Origin of the sequence: Thermosediminibacter litoriperuensis (assembly GCF_008124715.1) — a bacterium.
GTDB classification, from domain to species: Bacteria; Bacillota; Thermosediminibacteria; order Thermosediminibacterales; family Thermosediminibacteraceae; genus Thermosediminibacter; species Thermosediminibacter litoriperuensis.
In genome coordinates, this window is the sequence record NZ_VNHO01000036.1 from 1 (window position 1) to 17,346 (window position 17,346).

Genomic DNA, 17,346 nt, shown 5'->3' on the forward strand with positions numbered 1-17,346 from the left:
GAGAAGAAAGCAAAAGCGATTCCCTGAGTAGCGGCGAGCGAAAGGGGAGGAGCCCAAACCCATCATGTGTAGAAGGCCGTCGCCGTTGCATGATGGGGGTTGAGGGAGTGCCGGGCCTGAACGACGGTAGGGCGAGGCGAGCTGAAGGGGTAGCCGAACACCGCTGGAAAGCGGGGCCGCAGGAGGTGACAGCCCTGTAGGCGAAACTCTGACAGCCGTCTGGCACATCCCGAGTACCACGGGACACGTGGAACCCCGTGGGAAGCAGGGAGGACCATCTTCCAAGGCTAAATACCACCTTGCGACCGATAGCGCATAGTACCGTGAGGGAAAGGTGAAAAGAACCCCGGGAGGGGAGTGAAAAAGAACCTGAAACCGTGTGTCTACAAGCAGAGGGAGCGCAAGCGACCTCGTACTTTTTGCAGAACGGACCGGCGAGTTACTGTGCCAAGCGAGGTTAAGGGGCAAGAGCTCCGGAGCCGAAGCGAAAGCGAGTCTGAAGAGGGCGACAGTTTGGCGCAGTAGACCCGAAACCGCGTGATCTACCCATGGCCAGGGTGAAGCGGAACTAACCTTCCGTGGAGGCCCGAACCATGTTGACGTTGAAAAGTCATGGGATGAGCTGTGGGTAGGGGTGAAATGCCAATCGAACGCGGAGATAGCTGGTTCTCCCCGAAATAGCTTTAGGGCTAGCCTCAACTGGACCTGTCCGGAGGTAGAGCACTGAATGGGCTAGGGGCCGAGAGGTTACCGAACCCTATCAAACTCCGAATGCCGGGCAGAGGTTAGTTGGGAGTCAGACTGTGGGGGATAAGCTTCATAGTCGAGAGGGGAACAGCCCAGACCGTCAGCTAAGGTCCCGAAGTAAGCCTAAGTGGGGAAGGATGTGGCACTGCTGAGACAACCAGGATGTTGGCTTAGAAGCAGCCATCATTTAAAGAGTGCGTAATAGCTCACTGGTCAAGCGGTGCTGCGCCGAAAATGTAACGGGGCTAAAGGCTTACACCGAAGCTGCGGATGGTGACCGAAAGGTCATCGTGGTAGGGGAGCGTTCCTGCTGGGCAGAAGCTTAACCGTAAGGTTAGGTGGACTGGTAGGAAGTGAGAATGTCGGTATAAGTAGCGAGAGGCAGGTGAGAATCCTGCCCGCCGAAAGCCTAAGGATTCCTGAGGAAGGCTCGTCCGCTCAGGGTTAGCCGGGGCCTAAGCCGAGGCATGGAATGCGTAGGCGATGGACAACGGGTTGATAATCCCGTGCCACCCGAGACCGATTGAGCGAAGGGGTGACGCAGGAGGGTAGGCCGAGCGCGCGGTTGGTAGAGCGCGTCCAAGCCCAAAGGCAAGCCGGATAGGCAAATCCGTCCGGTGGTGCTGAAGGGTGACGGGGAGGGAAATAAAAGTACCGAAGCGGCTGAACCCATACTGCCCAGAAAAGCCTCTAGCGAGGTCAAGGGTGCCCGTACTGCAAACCGACACAGGTAGGCGAGGAGAGAATCCTAAGGCGAACGGGAGAACCCTCGTTAAGGAACTCGGCAAACTGACCCCGTAACTTCGGGAGAAGGGGTGCCCTAGTAACTGGTAGGAAACTGCTGGTGAACGGGTCGCAGAGAATCGGCCCAAGCGACTGTTTAGCAAAAACACAGGTCTCTGCTAAGGAGGAATCCGACGTATAGGGGCTGACGCCTGCCCGGTGCTGGAAGGTTAAGGGGAGGGGTTAGCGGGAGACCGCGCAGCCTCGAACCGAAGCCCCAGTGAACGGCGGCCGTAACTATAACGGTCCTAAGGTAGCGAAATTCCTTGTCGGGTAAGTTCCGACCCGCACGAAAGGCGTAACGACTTGGGCGCTGTCTTGACGAGGGGCCCGGCGAAATTGTAGTATGAGTGAAGATGCTCATTACCCGCAGCTGGACGGAAAGACCCCGTGGAGCTTTACTGTAGCCTGATATTGGATTTCGGCATTGGATGTACAGGATAGGTGGGAGGCGTAGAACCTGACTCGTCAGGGTCAGGGGAGCCGACGGTGGGATACCACTCTTTCAATGCTGGAGTTCTAACCTCAAGCCGTAAGCCGGCTGGGGGACAGTGTCAGGTGGGCAGTTTGACTGGGGCGGTCGCCTCCTAAAGGGTAACGGAGGCGCCCAAAGGTCACCTCAGCGCGGTTAGGAATCGCGCGGTGAGTGCAAAGGCATAAGGTGGCCTAACTGCGAGAGAGACATCTCGAGCAGTGTCGAAAGACGGGCTTAGTGATCCGGCGGTACTGGATGGGAAGGCCGTCGCTCAACGGATAAAAGCTACCCCGGGGATAACAGGCTGATCTCCCCCAAGAGTCCACATCGACGGGGAGGTTTGGCACCTCGATGTCGGCTCGTCGCATCCTGGGGCTGGAGTAGGTCCCAAGGGTTGGGCTGTTCGCCCATTAAAGCGGCACGCGAGCTGGGTTCAGAACGTCGTGAGACAGTTCGGTCCCTATCCGCTGCGGGCGCAGGATACTTGAGGGGAGCCGCCCCTAGTACGAGAGGACCGGGGTGGACGGACCGATGGTGTACCAGTTGTCTCGCCAGAGGCACAGCTGGGTAGCCAAGTCCGGAAGGGATAAGCACTGAAAGCATCTAAGTGCGAAGCCCCCCCCCAAGATTAGGTATCCCACCCGAAAGGGGTAAGACACCGGGGAGACGACCCGGTAGATAGGCCAGGGGTGTAAGGGTTGTAAGGCCTTGAGCCGACTGGTACTAATCAGTCGAGGGCTTGACCAAAGAAAACATACCCACTGTGTGATTTTGAGGGTGTAGTATTGACACAGAGGAAAAGATGTAATAAAATAAGTTATGTGCGAAAGGGAAAAAGAGATTTCGGTGGCCATAGCGGAGGGGAAACACCGGTTCCCATTCCGAACACACAGGTTAAGCCCTCCAGCGCCGATGGTACTGGGGAGGTCCCCCGGGAGAGTAGGTCGCCGCCGAAATCTTAAAACAATAAAATAAAGTTAGCTTAATGGTGTTCCTCGATAGCTCAGCGGTAGAGCATCCGGCTGTTAACCGGAGGGTCGTAGGTTCGAATCCTACTCGAGGAGCCATTTTATTTTTATGTAATAGTCCTGGTCAATAATTTCTTGTTAAAAAGGAAAAATAAAAAATCTTTCAGGGTGAGTGTGAGTCCGGTAAACGGGCTTTTTTTGTTACTAAAATGAAGGTTTTTCTTCATATGACAATACAAGCCATTGCCGTATCATGGCGATAAAAAGGCAGTATATATAAGATACAGAGTTAAGATGACATAAAATAGTTATTGTAAACAAAATAGTAAAAGATATGATCATATATCGATTTTGCGGGAAGTCCATTATCTATGGTATACTTTTAGCAACTCTTCTTCGGTCTCTCAAGGGAAAAGGAGGGGTAACCATGAAAAAAACGGTACTAAAAATTTTATTGTTGACTATTTTATGCTTTTTACTCATTGTACCGCCTGTAATGGCACTCACCCTAGGAGATCGGCTACTTAAACAGGGCTGCAAGGGAGAGGATGTGGCTCAGCTGCAGTACAGGCTAAACAGTCTTGGATTCTGGTCCGGTAAAGTGGACGGCATATTCGGACCGCTAACAAAGAATGCCGTAATAAGGTTTCAGAAGTCGAGAGGAATTAAGGTTGACGGGATTGTCGGCCCTCAAACCCTTAAGGCCATGGGGGTTAGCAAAACCTCCAGATCGAGTGTCGGAAAGTTCTCGGCCCGGGACGTAGAACTGCTTGCAAAATTGGTTTACGCAGAAGCGCGAGGCGAGCCGTACATCGGACAGGTGGCTGTGGCTGCTACCGTCCTGAACAGGGTCAAAAGTCCTGACTACCCGAATACAATTCCCGGCGTAATTTTTCAGAAGGTCAATGGGTATTACCAGTACTGTACTGTCAGCGACGGGCAAATAAACTTAACTCCCAACGAGACCGCAAGAAGAGCAGTTCAGGATGCACTGGCAGGGTATGACCCGACGGGCGGAGCTATAGGATTTTATAATCCTGCCAAGACCAGCAATGCGTGGGTGAGATCCCGCCAGTATATGACTACTATAGGAAATCACGTTTTTTATAAATAACGAAAGGTATAGCAACGGGGGGTCTAAAGGGCCCTCCTTTGCTACTTAGAATATTGACTTTTCCTGGATAATCTATGATAATAACAAGTGTATCACATTACTGAAGTTAGATCGGGGTGCCCGAGCTGATGAACCTTAACGAGTTTCTCACTGTAGAAAAAGCCTCCGAATGTTCTTTGACAATTAAAAAATCAAAATTTATATCCAGCGTTAGGCCTGTTTCATCCATCCGGGAGGCGGAAGAATTCATCAATTCCGTGAGAAAAGACCGCTGGAATGCGACTCACAACGTCTACGCATACTGTGTCGGTCTGGGCAACGATGAAATCCAGAAGTCCAGCGACGATGGTGAGCCTAGTGGCACTGCGGGCAGACCTACGCTGGAAGTTATACGGTCTATGGGGCTGAAGAATGTGGCCGTGGTTGTGAGCAGGTATTTCGGGGGTACGTTGCTGGGGGCGAGTGGGCTGGTAAGAGCTTACAGCCAAAGTGCGAAGATAGGACTGGAAAAGTCAGGTATAATAAAAATGATAAGGTGCAACGAATACCTTATAACAGTAGATTACGCCCAGCTGGGCAGGATGGAGGTAGCCCTGAGAAATAATAATTTTTTGATCGGGGATGTGAATTACGGAGAAAAGGTAAAGATGCGAGTCTATGCTCCAGTGAGCGAAATCGTCAGATTTGAAAACTGTGTCAAAGAGCTGGGTGTTGACATAGCTAGGGTAGATCTTGTTAAGACCTGTTTTGTGAAATTCCAACCTTGAGACTTAAGGAGAGGTAGTCATATGGAAATAGCAAAGGTGTGCGACTCTCTGGTGGATTGGCTGAGGGAAAGAATCAACGAGGCGGGGGCACGAGGAGCTGTTTTTGGCCTGAGCGGCGGTATCGATTCAGCTGTAGTGGGCGCTCTGTGCAAAAGGGCATTTCCCAAAAGCTGTCTTGGCCTTATTATGCCGTGTTACAGCAATTTAAAAGATGAAGAGGACGCAGTAAAGGTGGCAGAAAAGTTTGGCATTCCGTATAAAAAAATCGTATTGAACAGCGTTTACGACGAGTTTTTGAATATTCTCGATAAGTCTGACGACAAAATGGCTATTGCCAACATTAAGCCTCGACTGCGTATGATAACCCTGTATTATTACGCTGCTTTAAACAATTATCTGGTGGTGGGGACGGGGAATAAAAGCGAGCTGACGGTGGGATATTTCACAAAATACGGTGATGGAGGAGTGGACCTGCTGCCGTTGGGTAATCTGGTTAAAAAGCAGGTCCGGGGCCTGGCCGTTTATCTTGGAATTCCTCAGGATATAATAGAAAAACCTCCTACAGGGGGTCTTTGGGAAGGCCAGACCGATGAAGGTGAAATGGGCATAACTTATGAAGAACTGGACAATTATATCCTGACCGGAAGGGCGAAGCCCGAAATCGAAGAAAAAATCAAAAGCATGAATCGCAAAAGTGAGCACAAGAGGAAATTGCCCCTTAAACCAGCCTTCTAGCCGGTGCTCAAAGGAAGCAATCAACCATGTAATTTTTATATTTTAAATAAAGTGCTTTTTTGCTAAAATATTTGAGGAGTTTTTGACAAAGGGGGTATTTCGCATGTCAGGACATTCCAAGTGGGCCAATATAAAACACAAGAAAGCGAAAATGGATGCTCAAAAGGGCAAGCTATATACAAAGCTCAGCAAGATGATTATAGTAGCCGTTCGGGAGGGAGGGCCCGACCCCAACGCTAATTCGAAGCTGAGAGACATAATAGAAAAAGCAAGGGAAGCCAACATGCCAAATGACAACATAATGAGGGCGATCAAAAGAGGCAGCGGCGAACTGGGCAGCGGAAACCTGGAAGAGGTGTTGTATGAGGGCTACGGTCCGGGCGGTGCGGCGGTTCTTCTGGAAGTAATGACGGACAACAGAAACAGGACCGCTGGAGAACTCCGCCATATTTTTGACAAATACGGGGGCAATTTAGGAGAAGCCGGGTGCGTTGCGTGGATGTTTGAAAAAAAGGGGCTTATAATAATAGAAAAAAGCAGCGGCATAGATGTAGACGGGGTTATGATGCTGGCGATAGAAGCGGGTGCAGAAGATGTGGAAGAACAGGAGGATTCGATAGAAATAACGACATCCACCGAACGGTTTGAAGCAGTGAGGAATTTCCTCCAAGAAAAAGGTGTAGAACTGTCTACGGCGGAGATTACCTACCTGCCCAAAACCACTTTAAACCTTTCGGCAAAAGACAGCGAGATGATGGAAAAATTACTGGAAGCCCTTGATGACCACGATGACGTTCAGAACGTGTACACGAATTACGAATCAGATGAGTAAAGGTATAATTTTACTGATAAAGAGGCATACTATTCCTCCGAAGAGCTGCAAGGAGGAATAGGTATGCCTAAAAAAGTGCTTTTGTACAGCCTTTTGATTCTGTTTTTTCTCGTAATTAGCTTCGGGTATGGGTTTTTTTTAAGTTTTCTTGATTTTAATAAAACGCAGGACATGGAAAGGATTTCCGGGAACACCGAAGCTCTCCAGCTGCCCGAAGAAAAGCTGAACCCGGGCGCCAAGATCGTTTTCGTAACCCGATATAGGGGTTGCGGTCACGAGTTGCAGAAAGAAAACTCAGCAGATGACAAGTTTCTGGGGTACACCAAGACCCAGTTGCAAGAGGAATTTAAGGAGTGGAAGGTCGAGAGCTTTTCAAGCAGTCAGGTGATTTTGAAAAGAGAAGTGGACGGTATATGCGAAAATCACTACTATATTGGGCTTTACGATGGATACGTAGCCCTTTTCCAGGGCGAGCCGGGGAAAAATTCAAAGGTCCTTGAAAAAACCGATATACCAGCGGAGATTTTGAAGGAAGAAGACCGCAGGCTACTCGAGAATGGTATAATTATAAATAGCAGGGACGAGTTTTTAAAGATACGCGAAGGCCTTACTCATTAATTTTTAAATTTCCTTGAGACCACGTCTTGAGGAAATGTTTTTTTATTTATAGAGGAAATTAAAAGGCCTGTGTCGAAATAGACAATCGGGTGATTTTATGGTTATAATGGGAATAGATCCTGGAATAGCCATCAGCGGTTACGGGGTAGTTTGCTGTAACGGGATGGAGTTCGAAGTTTTGGATTTCGGAGTCCTGAAGACTGAATCGCGCCTTTCCACTCCGGAAAGACTAAAAGTTATTTATGAGGGTTATTTAAATTTAATTGAAAAATATGAGCCCGCAGCAATTGCTGTAGAAGAGCTTTTTTTCAATAAAAACGCTAAGACCGCCATTGTAGTGGGACAGGCGAGGGGTGTCGCCCTGCTTGCAGCGGCATCAAGGAATATAAAGATATACGAGTACACGCCGCTGGAAGTGAAGCAGGCCGTCGTTGGGTACGGTCGTGCCGAAAAGATGCAGGTTCAGGAAATGATCAGGGTGCTCCTGAATTTAAAAACCATCCCCAAACCGGACGATGCCGCCGACGCGCTGGCGGTAGCCTTGTGCCATGTAAATTCGTTAAAGCTGAAACGTTACATAACGCAGAATACAGATTTAAAAGAGGTTGAGAAATGCTGGACTACATCAAAGGAAGGTTAAGGGATATCGGCCCCAATTTTGCGATTTTGGATGTGGCGGGGTTAGGGTTTCGCTGTCTAATATCGCTTAACACGTACAATAAAATAAAACTTTTAAAAAATTCGAAGGTAATGCTCTATACGTGTCTGCATGTAAAAGAAGAAGGAGCAGAGCTTTTCGGATTCTCTGAACTTTACGAGCGGGAAGCCTTTATACTGTTGAACAGGGTGTCCGGTGTGGGCCCGAGGGTGGCTCTTTCGATTCTCTCATGGCTGGAACCGAAGCGATTGAAGTCCATCATAATGTCTGGTGATGTAAAAACCCTCACATCGGTACCGGGTGTAGGCAATAAAACAGCCCAGAAAATCATATTTGAATTAAAGGATAAGGTAAAAAACCTGCCGCCAGAAACGGAACCGCAGACCGGACAGGCGGCGTTATGGGAAGCCAGGGAGGCGCTTTTAGCCCTTGGATTTAGTGCCGGCGAGGTACGGCAGGTTTTAAATGAAACTGAAGCAGGTACAACCGTGGAGGAAATAATTTCTAGCGCTCTAAGGCGCCTTGCGAGAGAGGGGTGAAGTCGAACTTGAAAGAAAGACTCGTAACACCGCTGCTGAAAGGAACGGATGAATCCGAATTCGAGGTTGGGCTTCGCCCCGTAAGTTTTGATGATTATATAGGCCAGGATCAGGTTAAGGATAGCTTGAAAATTTTTGTCAAAGCAGCCCTCAAGCGAGGTGAGCCGTTGGACCATGTTCTGTTGTACGGCCCTCCAGGCCTGGGGAAAACGACTTTGGCTTACATAATCGCCAGGGAACTCGGGGTGAATATAAAAATAACGTCCGGTCCGGCAATAGAGAGGCCCGGAGATCTGGCGGCTGTTCTTACCGGCCTTGAAGAGAGAGACCTCCTGTTTATCGATGAAATCCACCGCCTTCACCCCGCCGTTGAAGAAATATTGTACCCTGCGATGGAGGATTTTGCGCTGGATATAATAATCGGCAAGGGCCCCGGCGCGCGGTCCATCAGACTGAATCTCAGACCCTTCACCCTTGTGGGGGCTACCACCAGGGCGGGAGCATTGACATCTCCCCTGAGGGACCGGTTCGGCATTCGCTGCCACCTGGATTTTTACAAAAAACAGGAACTGGTCAAGATACTGCTGAGGTCTGCAAGAATACTGAACATAGGCCTGGACGAACAGGCGGCTGAAAGGATCGCCGCCTGTTCCAGAGGCACCCCCAGGATAGCAAACAGGCTGCTTAAACGCATACGAGATTACGCTCAGGTGAAGGCGGAGGGCGTCATAACCGAAGAGGTAGCTATAGAAGGACTCAAACTCCTCAAGGTGGATTCCTGCGGACTCGACCAGGATGACAGGCGGCTCCTTAAGACAATAATAGAAAAGTTCGGAGGAGGGCCTGTAGGTATAGATTCGATAGCCGCGGCTCTGAACGAGGAAGCTTCCACAATCGAAGACATTTATGAACCCTATCTCATCCAGGAAGGATATATTGTGCGCACGGCCAGAGGAAGAATAGCGTCGGACAAAGCCTACGAACACCTGGGGATAGAAAGGAAAAAATCCGAAAGGGAGGGATAGGATGTTCAGCTCTTTCGGAAAAATCCTGATATTAACGGGGTTATTGATGGTAGTAACGGGCGGCGTTTTTTTGCTGATTTCGAGTATGGGGCTTGGCAAGCTCCCAGGAGACATAGTTGTCAGGAGGGGGAATTTCGTCTTTTACTTTCCCCTGGCGACGGGTCTGGTTTTAAGTCTTATCCTTACATTAATTTTAAACATTATCAGAAGATGACCGGGGGTTCAGTATGAGGAAACTGTTATTACCGTTGCTTGCTTTATTGATGATTGTCGCCGGTGCGGCGTACGACCGGGCAAGGGCTGAGACAAGATTGCCCGGCGTTATCCGAGTTGGGCTATTTTATGATAAAACGGCCGGTACTTCTTACACGCTGGTATCACCCGACGGGTTTGTGGTCGGTATAAAAAAGCATGAGTCTTTTATCCCCGTGCAGAACGTACCCGAAAAAAAATTAAACGTGAGGCTGGTAGACGTCCAGCACGGATCGGTGCCCGCCCTGGGTGTTATGAACGGATTAAGGATGTCGGGCAAGCATCTAGAATTTAAAGGAGACTCTGCTTCTCAGGGGTTTGTTCTTCCCCTTCCGTCGGAAAGCCCTCTTTATGTCGCCAGTGGCCGTGAAGGCGGGATAATTTCGTTGAACGGCAAGAATTACAGGGGTGTAATAGAATTCCTGCCGGCGTCTAACGGCGGGATAACCGTAATCAATGAATTGGGGCTGGAAGAATACCTTTACGGCGTCCTGCCCAACGAAATGCCGCCGTCATGGCCGATGGAGGCTCTGAAGGCCCAGGCAGTGGCTTCAAGGACTTATGCGGTTAATAATATATTGAAGGGGAAAAAATTAGGCTTCGACGTAACATGTGACTCGAGCGACCAGGTTTACGGCGGGTATGATTCCGAAAACCACCGGACCAATGAAGCTGTGAATCAGACAAGAGGGCAGGTCCTGGTATACAAAGACGAGCCCATTCTGGCTTTATATCATTCGAACAGCGGAGGTGTCACCGAAGACAGCGGCGATGCCTTCGGCACCGAGCTGCCCTACTTGAAATCTGTTAAAGATGAATTTAGTCTTCAGAGCCCTAACAGTACCTGGACGGTAAAAATTCCTAGAGTTCAGGCGGGCGGTTTCGGAACGATATACGATTTGGCGGTAATGGAAAAAAGCGAGTCAGGCCGGGTCAAAAAAATGCTCGTAAGGGGGAGTTCCGGAGACAGGGTGCTATCGGCGAAGGACATTAGGGCTGCTTTCCAATTGAAGAGTAACCTTTTTGAAATCAAAACCGACGCGATGGTGTATGTAACAGTTAATGGCCAGGAGAGAAAATCTCTGTACCAACTTGAAGGGGTGTCAGTAGTTTCCGGTAGCCGTAAGTCCGTGTTATCTGCCGGCGGGGTAGCGTATCTTGCGGGTTCGGACAGGTCCAGAAAGGTGCCGGTTACAGTTCAGTATTATGAGTTTCAGGGCAGAGGTTATGGACACGGGGTCGGTATGAGTCAGTGGGGAGCCAAGGTTATGGCTGAACAGGGATACAATTACAGGGACATACTGTTTTACTATTATAATAACGTGGACTTAGCCGCAGATTTTTGATAAGGAGAAGTAGATGGGCTGTGGATGTAAAGGAATTTTACTACGAGCTCCCGGAAGAGTTGATTGCCCAGGAGCCGCTGGAAAAAAGGGATACATCGCGGTTAATGGTGGTAAAAAGAGATACCCGGATTTTCGAGCACAGGATCTTTGAGGATATAACAGAATACCTGGAAGAGGGGGATTGCCTTGTTTTAAATGATACCCGGGTTATACCTGCAAGACTGCTGGGCGTAAAAAAGGATACCGGAGGCAGGATGGAATTCGTGCTTTTAAAAAGGATCAAGGGCAATACCTGGGAAGTACTGGTAAAGCCCGGCAGGAGGGCGCGGATAGGATCGGTATTCGTATTCGGAGACGGACGACTGCTGGCAAAGGTGCTGGATTATACCGATGCAGGCGGACGCATAGTGGAGTTTTACTACGACGGCATATTCGAAAAGGTCCTGGATGAGCTTGGCCGGATGCCGGTTCCACCTTATATAAAAAAAGAGTTGAAGGACAGGGAAAGATACCAGACTGTGTACGCGCGCAACCCGGGGTCTGCCGCCGCCCCCACGGCGGGCTTGCATTTTACCGAAGAACTGTTGAGAAAAATAGAACAAACCGGCGTAAAAATCTGCTACATTACCCTCCATGTGGGGCTCGGGACCTTCAGGCCTGTTAAGGTGAGGAATGTAGAACAGCACAAGATGCACCACGAATACTTTGAGGTCGGCAGCCATGCCGCTGAGACTATAAATAGGGCAAAGGAAGGCGGCAAAAGGGTCATTGCGGTGGGAACGACTTCCACCAGAACTCTGGAGACCGTTGCCGACGAAAAGGGATTTGTAAAAAGCGTTAGCGGGTGGACGGACCTTTTCATTTATCCCGGTTATCGCTTTAAAGTAGTGGACGGTATGGTAACCAATTTTCACCTTCCGGAATCCACCCTGCTCATGTTGGTCTGCGCCTTTGCCGACCGTGATTTAATCATGGCAGCGTACCGTGAGGCTATCGATAAAAGGTATAGATTCTATAGTTTTGGCGATGCCATGCTTATAATTTAGGAGGCGGATAAATGAAAGATAAAGCTGGCAAATATATAATAAAAGGGGTTTTTATTTTAGAAGTAGTGCTTGCAATATTTATCGTCTTCGGCGTAATAGTTGGTTCTGTAGATCTTTTCAGGTATTTTAAAATGATATATTTAACACCTCCGTTACAGACGTTTTCACTGTTAAAAACTTTTCTGGGCCACACGCTGCTGCTGGTAATAGGTCTTGAGCTGGTTATAATGCTGGTGCAGCACACGCCGTCAAGCGTTATCGAGGTTTTGCTTTTTGCAACGGCCAGAAAGATGATTATAGAAGCTACGACAATGTTCGATCTTTTCCTGGGAATAATATCCATAGGCGGGTTGTTTGCAATCAATAAAATTTTCGCTCCCGGGAAGACAATCGGTGAAGAAGGCTTAGGGTCCGAGAGCGAGGGAACAGGTAAAGAGTACAAACTAGAGGATGATGTGAAATGAAATTCAAATCATTAAAACGGGCCGAAGACTGTAACGCGAGAACGGGGCTTCTCGAAACACCGCACGGTGTAATAGAAACACCGGTTTTCATGCCCGTTGGAACGCAGGCTACGGTCAAAACCATGACTCCCGAAGAACTGGAACAAATAGGGGCAAAAATCATACTCAGCAACACTTACCACCTTTACCTTCGCCCGGGTCACAGGATAATTGAAGAAGCCGGCGGGCTGCACAGATTTATGAACTGGAAGGGCTCCATACTTACCGACAGCGGTGGATATCAGGTATTCAGTTTGGGCGAGTTGAGAGAGATAAGAGAAGAAGGTGTAACTTTCAGGTCGCACATCGACGGCTCCCTACACTTTATAAGCCCTGAAATGTCGATAGAAATCCAGAATTCCCTTGGAGCCGACATCATAATGGCTTTCGACGAATGCATCCCCTATCCCGCTACCTATGAATATGTAAAAAACTCAGTGGAACGGACGACGCGGTGGGCGGAAAGGTGCAGGAAGCACCATAAGAACGAAAAGCAATCCCTTTTCGGCATAGTACAGGGAGGTCTTTATAAAGACCTCAGGGAAAAAAGCGCCAGGGACCTGGTTTCTATGGACTTTAAAGGCTATGCAGTGGGAGGATTGAGCGTTGGAGAGCCGAAAGAGTATATGTACGAGGTACTGGATTATACGGTTCCCCTGTTACCGGAAGATAAACCCCGGTACCTTATGGGAGTCGGTTCTCCCGATGCGATATTTGAAGGCATAATAAGGGGAATAGATATGTTCGACTGTGTCCTGCCTACCAGAATAGCCCGGCATGGAACAGTTTTTACGGCCAGGGGCAAACTAGTTGTAAGAAACGCCGCCTACGCTAGAGATTTCTCACCTCTGGACCCCGAGTGTGATTGTTATGTCTGTAAAAATTACACCAGAGCCTATATAAGGCACCTCCTCAACGCCAACGAGATTCTGGGTATAAGACTGACCACCGTTCACAATCTGTACTTTTTATTGACGCTGATGGAGAAGATACGCCGGGCGATAGAAGGAGGTTATCTTTTAGAATTCAAGCAGGAATTCTTTAAAGAGTTCGGTTACGATTAAGAGGATTTTTAAATTCTGTATAGAAATTTAGTATTAAATTATTTTGAAAGAAGGGTGTGGTTGTACTTGAACACATCGCTTTTTATTCAACAATTCGGACCATTAATACTGATATTCGCTATCTTTTACTTTCTGATCATAAGGCCCCAGCAGAAGAGGGAAAAAGAACGCAGGAACATGCTAAACAGCTTACAAGAAGGTGACGAAATCATAACAATAGGAGGCATTTTCGGGCGCATTTTGAACATTAAAGACGATGTGGTGACCCTGGAGGTTGGCGATAAAGTTAAAATTAAGGTGACAAGATCAGCCATTGGAAACGTGATCAAAAAAGCTGAAAAAGAGACGTAATAAAATTCGAGTTCCTGTCATATTCAACCTCCTGCTCTAAATAAAGTAGTAATAGAAAGGGAGGTTGAATTTTTATGAAAACTCTTTCCGGCGAAAAAAGGTTGAATGTTTTTCAGGTATTCAGGGGAATATTAAACGCCTATCTACTCACGATATTTTTATTCCTTGCGTTGAGCGGAGTGTTGTATTTCACCGCGATCTCTGAAGACATAATACCTAAGGCGGTCATTGTGATAGGCGCGCTGAGTATAGCCATTGGCAGCCTGAATGCCACAAGGGACCTGGATTATGCCGGATGGCTTCACGGAGGGCTCATAGGTCTGTTGTACGTAGGAATTATAATGATTTTGAGGTTTTTTATCGCCCGGGAAGCAGGTTATGATGCTGGTACGTTCGTCGATTTACTTATGGGGTTCCTGATTGGAGCCCTTGCCGGAGCGATAGGAGTCAATCTTTAAGTGCCTTTTCACGGCTTAAAGTTTGTGTTATAATTTATAGAGATTTTTGAAGGTCTATAATCACAAAGGAGGGAGTTTTCGTTGAAACACATTAAAGTGGTACATAAGGGAGATTTATGCAGTGAAGAAGCCATTATAAAAAGCGGGTGCGGGGAGTGCCAGGCATCTTGCCAGTCGGCGTGTAAAACCTCGTGTACAGTGGCAAATCAGGTTTGCCAGAGGGAAAAAGAGTAAGGCCTTTTCAAAAGGCCTTTTTAAATTTATTATTTGTTGACAAGCTTTTCTGGCGAGGGATATAATAAAACTTGCAGTAAATGACGGATTGGAGGAGAATTATAGATGAGTTTAAGGGCCAAGAGCTTATTAAAAATCGCAGTAATTTTGTTCATAGCCGTTTTTTTGGCCTACACGTTGGTTTTCGGTATAAAGATAGGCCCCTACCAGGTGGCACCTGTTAAAAAAGCCATCAAACTGGGCCTGGACCTCCAGGGAGGAATCTACGTTCTGCTTGAAGCAAAACCAAGACCCGGTCAGACGATCACCGATGAAAAGATGAACGCAGCGAAAGAAGTGATAGCAAGAAGAGTTGACCAGCTGGGAGTAGCGGAGCCCATCGTTGTGAGGCAGGGAGAGAACAGGATAAGAGTAGAACTCCCCGGTGTAAAGGACTCCCAGAAAGCTCTTGAAGTGATAGGGAAAACCGCTTCCCTGCAGTTTATCGGCCCCGATCAGAAGGTTATACTGACCGGCGACAACGTCAGTGACGCCAGGGCCGTATACGGTAATTTAAACACACCTATGGTAAGCCTCAAGCTGGATTCAGAGGGGGCGAAGAAATTTGCAGAAGCTACCCAGAAGTTTCTCGATAAGCCCATAGCCATAGTGCTGGACGGAGAAATCATTTCGGCCCCCATTGTCAGGTCTGTTATTACCAACGGTGAAGCTGTCATAGAGGGTCTTTCAAGCATAGACGAAGCCGCTCAGCTCGCCGCGCTTATCAGGGGTGGCGCTCTCCCGGTAGACCTGGAGCAGAGAGAGATAAGGGCGGTAGGTCCGACCCTTGGAGCGGATTCTCTGGCTAAAAGCCTTAGAGCGGGTATGATAGGCGTTGTTTTAGTCATGGCTTTCATGATCCTTTATTACAGGATACCGGGGCTTGTAGCAGATTTAGCGCTGATGTTTTATATAATGCTCGTGCTGATAGTATTTATTACGCTCGATGCCACCTTGACGTTACCGGGTATTGCGGGCTTTATACTTTCGGTGGGTATGGCTGTTGATGCTAACGTACTTATCTTCGAAAGGTTCAAAGAAGAACTGAGAAGCGGCAAGACATTAAGGGCAGCCATGGATGCGGGCTTTAGCAGGGCTCTGACCACCATCTTCGATTCAAATTTAACCACAATCATTTCGGCGCTGGTGCTGTTTTATTTTGGTACAGGTCCTATAAAAGGATTCGCAGTGACTTTAATCATCGGTAACATTGCCAGCCTATTTACCGCTATAGTTGTTACAAGAATACTGCTGGTCAACCTGATAAATACCAGGCTTTTTACCAACAAAAAACTTTTCAGCGCATAGGGGGTGGAGACAGTGAGAATATACAGGATAATGGAAAGAAAATGGCTATGGATGAGTATATCTCTGGCTGTGATCGCCCTGGGGTTATTTTCCCTCGGCACTCGCGGCTTGAACTGGGGTATAGATTTTACCGGAGGCGATATACTGCATTACAATATAGGCCAGCCTTACAGCCTTAACGAAGCGAGGGAGCTTATCGGCAGCTTTAATTTAAGGACTTTTGAAGTGAAAGAGGCGGGGGATGACCGCCAGGAGTTAATCGTCAGAACTGTCATCCTGTCGGCCGACCAGCAGAAAAAGATAACTGAGTCCATAAGGCAAAAGTGGCCTCAGGCTCAATTGATCCGTGCGGAAAAGGTGGACGCCGTCATAGGTAAAGAGCTTCAAAGGCAGGCTTTGATAGCCCTTCTGATCGCAAATATCGGAGTACTGATTTATGTAACATTTCGCTTCGAGTTCAAGTCGGGTGTGGCGGCGATCCTAGCGCTAGTTCATGATGTCCTTGTAATGATAAGCTTTTACTCCATTTTCAATATACCCGTTGACAGCACGTTTATAGCGGTCATACTCACGGTAGTGGGTTATTCAATAAACGACACGATAGTAATTTTTGACAGGATCCGCGAAAATCTAAAAATTATGGGTAAAGCATCGTTCGATGAGATAGCCAATACGAGTATAGTTCAAACAATGGCCAGATCCATAAACACATCTATTACAACGCTTCTTTCGATAATTGCGCTCTACTTTTTGGGCGGTGAAACCATTAAAGATTTCACGCTGGCGCTCATAGTAGGAATAGTGAGCGGCGCCTATTCAACAATATTTATAGCAAGCCCCCTGTGGAGTATGTTCAGGGGTCAACAGAAGACTGCCCGGGCTTAAAGAGGGTTTAAAAAACCCTCTTCAGACTGTCGACAATGATATGCTCCCCTTGTAGTAGACAGTTAAAATAATAAAAACTGTTTACTTCAGAGGGGGGGCATATTTTTATGGCTAGAAAACCAAAAGTTACATTTGAACAAAAATTATCTGCCGATTATCTAGAAGGAAGGAAAAACCAAAATCAGTTAGCAAAGGAATACAACGTTCACAGGTCTTCGGTGCAACAATGGATTTCTAATTATCAAGCAATGGGAAAATCAGGATTAATTTCTTCCTCAAAAAATGCGGGTTTTGAAATATGCTGCTGTAAAGGAATATCTTTCAGGTAATGCTTCAAAACTAGATATATGCAAGAAATATAAAATTCGCTCAACAAAGCAACTATCCGATTGGGTTTTGAAGTATAATGGTCATGAGAGGCTAAAATCTTCGGGATCAGGAGGAAAACCAATCATGACCAAAGGACGTAATACCACATTGGAAGAACGTATAGAAATCGTAAAATACTGTTTAGAGCATAACAGAAACTACATTGAAACCGCCGAGAAATATCAGGTTTCCTATCAACAGGTTCGCAGTTGGGTAATAAAATACGATAA

General features: G+C 47.7%; 20 protein-coding genes, 1 tRNA gene and 2 rRNA genes. All 23 read left to right on the forward strand.

Going from position 1 to position 17,346, the window contains the following annotated elements:
- Positions 1–2,752: ribosomal RNA gene (locus tag LZ11_RS11010) — 23S ribosomal RNA — on the forward strand; the annotation flags it as partial.
- Positions 2,753–2,847: 95 nt separating this feature from the next.
- Positions 2,848–2,961 (forward strand): 5S ribosomal RNA (rrf, locus tag LZ11_RS11015).
- 36 nt (positions 2,962–2,997) lie between these two features.
- Positions 2,998–3,072: transfer RNA gene (locus LZ11_RS11020), tRNA-Asn, on the forward strand.
- Positions 3,073–3,400: 328 nt separating this feature from the next.
- A complete protein-coding gene (gene sleB, locus LZ11_RS11025; protein WP_148867927.1) occupies positions 3,401–4,087 on the forward strand; it encodes a spore cortex-lytic enzyme in 687 nt (228 codons plus the stop codon).
- A 128-nt stretch (positions 4,088–4,215) separates the two neighbouring features.
- Positions 4,216–4,854, forward strand: coding sequence for a YigZ family protein (locus tag LZ11_RS11030; protein ID WP_148867928.1), 639 nt, complete (start codon positions 4,216–4,218; stop codon positions 4,852–4,854).
- 21 nt (positions 4,855–4,875) lie between these two features.
- Positions 4,876–5,589, forward strand: a complete 714-nt coding sequence (locus LZ11_RS11035; RefSeq protein ID WP_148867929.1) for an NAD+ synthase — start codon at positions 4,876–4,878, stop codon at positions 5,587–5,589.
- 103 nt (positions 5,590–5,692) lie between these two features.
- Positions 5,693–6,421 (forward strand): YebC/PmpR family DNA-binding transcriptional regulator, encoded by a 729-nt coding sequence (locus LZ11_RS11040; RefSeq protein WP_148867930.1) that lies wholly within the window; start codon positions 5,693–5,695, stop codon positions 6,419–6,421.
- A gap of 63 nt (positions 6,422–6,484) precedes the next feature.
- Positions 6,485–7,039 carry a BofC C-terminal domain-containing protein gene (locus tag LZ11_RS11045; RefSeq protein ID WP_148867931.1) on the forward strand — a complete coding sequence of 185 codons (555 nt, stop codon included), beginning with the start codon at positions 6,485–6,487 and terminating at the stop codon, positions 7,037–7,039.
- A 97-nt stretch (positions 7,040–7,136) separates the two neighbouring features.
- Positions 7,137–7,679, forward strand: coding sequence for a crossover junction endodeoxyribonuclease RuvC (gene ruvC / locus LZ11_RS11050; RefSeq protein WP_148867932.1), 543 nt, complete (start codon positions 7,137–7,139; stop codon positions 7,677–7,679).
- On the forward strand, positions 7,652–8,236 hold the full coding sequence (ruvA, locus tag LZ11_RS11055; protein ID WP_148867933.1) for a Holliday junction branch migration protein RuvA: 585 nt from the start codon (positions 7,652–7,654) through the stop codon (positions 8,234–8,236). The genes ruvC and ruvA overlap by 28 nt, the downstream gene beginning before the upstream one ends.
- Before the next feature lie 8 nt (positions 8,237–8,244).
- On the forward strand, positions 8,245–9,261 hold the full coding sequence (gene ruvB, locus LZ11_RS11060) for a Holliday junction branch migration DNA helicase RuvB (protein ID WP_148867934.1): 1,017 nt from the start codon (positions 8,245–8,247) through the stop codon (positions 9,259–9,261).
- 1 nt (position 9,262) lies between these two features.
- Entirely contained in the window at positions 9,263–9,475 is a 213-nt protein-coding gene (locus LZ11_RS11065) for a DUF2905 domain-containing protein (RefSeq protein ID WP_148867935.1), read from the forward strand.
- 13 nt (positions 9,476–9,488) lie between these two features.
- Positions 9,489–10,859, forward strand: a complete 1,371-nt coding sequence (locus LZ11_RS11070; RefSeq protein ID WP_148867936.1) for a SpoIID/LytB domain-containing protein — start codon at positions 9,489–9,491, stop codon at positions 10,857–10,859.
- Positions 10,860–10,879: 20 nt separating this feature from the next.
- Positions 10,880–11,905 carry a tRNA preQ1(34) S-adenosylmethionine ribosyltransferase-isomerase QueA gene (gene queA, locus LZ11_RS11075; RefSeq protein WP_148867937.1) on the forward strand — a complete coding sequence of 342 codons (1,026 nt, stop codon included), beginning with the start codon at positions 10,880–10,882 and terminating at the stop codon, positions 11,903–11,905.
- An 11-nt stretch (positions 11,906–11,916) separates the two neighbouring features.
- Positions 11,917–12,369: a hypothetical protein gene (locus tag LZ11_RS11080; protein ID WP_148867938.1), complete on the forward strand. Its 453-nt coding sequence runs from the start codon at positions 11,917–11,919 to the stop codon at positions 12,367–12,369.
- Positions 12,366–13,472, forward strand: coding sequence for a tRNA guanosine(34) transglycosylase Tgt (gene tgt / locus LZ11_RS11085; RefSeq protein WP_148867939.1), 1,107 nt, complete (start codon positions 12,366–12,368; stop codon positions 13,470–13,472). Before LZ11_RS11080 ends, tgt begins: the two co-directional genes overlap by 4 nt.
- A 66-nt stretch (positions 13,473–13,538) precedes the next feature.
- Entirely contained in the window at positions 13,539–13,823 is a 285-nt protein-coding gene (gene yajC, locus LZ11_RS11090; protein ID WP_148867940.1) for a preprotein translocase subunit YajC, read from the forward strand.
- A gap of 74 nt (positions 13,824–13,897) precedes the next feature.
- Positions 13,898–14,281, forward strand: coding sequence for a TIGR04086 family membrane protein (locus LZ11_RS11095; protein WP_148867941.1), 384 nt, complete (start codon positions 13,898–13,900; stop codon positions 14,279–14,281).
- 81 nt (positions 14,282–14,362) lie between these two features.
- Positions 14,363–14,515: a six-cysteine ranthipeptide SCIFF gene (scfA, locus tag LZ11_RS11100; RefSeq protein WP_148867942.1), complete on the forward strand. Its 153-nt coding sequence runs from the start codon at positions 14,363–14,365 to the stop codon at positions 14,513–14,515.
- A gap of 105 nt (positions 14,516–14,620) precedes the next feature.
- A complete protein-coding gene (secD, locus tag LZ11_RS11105; RefSeq protein ID WP_148867943.1) occupies positions 14,621–15,862 on the forward strand; it encodes a protein translocase subunit SecD in 1,242 nt (413 codons plus the stop codon).
- A 12-nt stretch (positions 15,863–15,874) separates the two neighbouring features.
- Complete coding sequence (secF, locus tag LZ11_RS11110) at positions 15,875–16,747, forward strand: protein translocase subunit SecF (RefSeq protein ID WP_148867944.1); 873 nt, start codon at positions 15,875–15,877, stop codon at positions 16,745–16,747.
- A 107-nt stretch (positions 16,748–16,854) separates the two neighbouring features.
- Positions 16,855–17,076 (forward strand): helix-turn-helix domain-containing protein, encoded by a 222-nt coding sequence (locus LZ11_RS11115; RefSeq protein ID WP_148867945.1) that lies wholly within the window; start codon positions 16,855–16,857, stop codon positions 17,074–17,076.
- 124 nt (positions 17,077–17,200) lie between these two features.
- A partial coding sequence (locus tag LZ11_RS13195) for a helix-turn-helix domain-containing protein (RefSeq protein WP_170240372.1) occupies positions 17,201–17,346 on the forward strand: 146 nt, incomplete at its 3' end.

Excerpts from the sequence above, each read along its gene's own strand:
- sleB (WP_148867927.1), top strand. The coding sequence starts at position 3,401 with ATGAAAAAAACGGTACTAAAAATTTTATTGTTGACTATTTTATGCTTT.
- LZ11_RS11030 (WP_148867928.1), top strand. The coding sequence starts at position 4,216 with ATGAACCTTAACGAGTTTCTCACTGTAGAAAAAGCCTCCGAATGTTCT.
- LZ11_RS11035 (WP_148867929.1), top strand. The coding sequence starts at position 4,876 with ATGGAAATAGCAAAGGTGTGCGACTCTCTGGTGGATTGGCTGAGGGAA.
- LZ11_RS11040 (WP_148867930.1), top strand. The coding sequence starts at position 5,693 with ATGTCAGGACATTCCAAGTGGGCCAATATAAAACACAAGAAAGCGAAA.
- LZ11_RS11045 (WP_148867931.1), top strand. The coding sequence starts at position 6,485 with ATGCCTAAAAAAGTGCTTTTGTACAGCCTTTTGATTCTGTTTTTTCTC.
- ruvC (WP_148867932.1), top strand. The coding sequence starts at position 7,137 with ATGGTTATAATGGGAATAGATCCTGGAATAGCCATCAGCGGTTACGGG.
- ruvA (WP_148867933.1), top strand. The coding sequence starts at position 7,652 with ATGCTGGACTACATCAAAGGAAGGTTAAGGGATATCGGCCCCAATTTT.
- LZ11_RS11065 (WP_148867935.1), top strand. The coding sequence starts at position 9,263 with ATGTTCAGCTCTTTCGGAAAAATCCTGATATTAACGGGGTTATTGATG.
- LZ11_RS11070 (WP_148867936.1), top strand. The coding sequence starts at position 9,489 with ATGAGGAAACTGTTATTACCGTTGCTTGCTTTATTGATGATTGTCGCC.
- LZ11_RS11080 (WP_148867938.1), top strand. The coding sequence starts at position 11,917 with ATGAAAGATAAAGCTGGCAAATATATAATAAAAGGGGTTTTTATTTTA.
- tgt (WP_148867939.1), top strand. The coding sequence starts at position 12,366 with ATGAAATTCAAATCATTAAAACGGGCCGAAGACTGTAACGCGAGAACG.
- LZ11_RS11095 (WP_148867941.1), top strand. The coding sequence starts at position 13,898 with ATGAAAACTCTTTCCGGCGAAAAAAGGTTGAATGTTTTTCAGGTATTC.
- secD (WP_148867943.1), top strand. The coding sequence starts at position 14,621 with ATGAGTTTAAGGGCCAAGAGCTTATTAAAAATCGCAGTAATTTTGTTC.
- LZ11_RS11115 (WP_148867945.1), top strand. The coding sequence starts at position 16,855 with ATGGCTAGAAAACCAAAAGTTACATTTGAACAAAAATTATCTGCCGAT.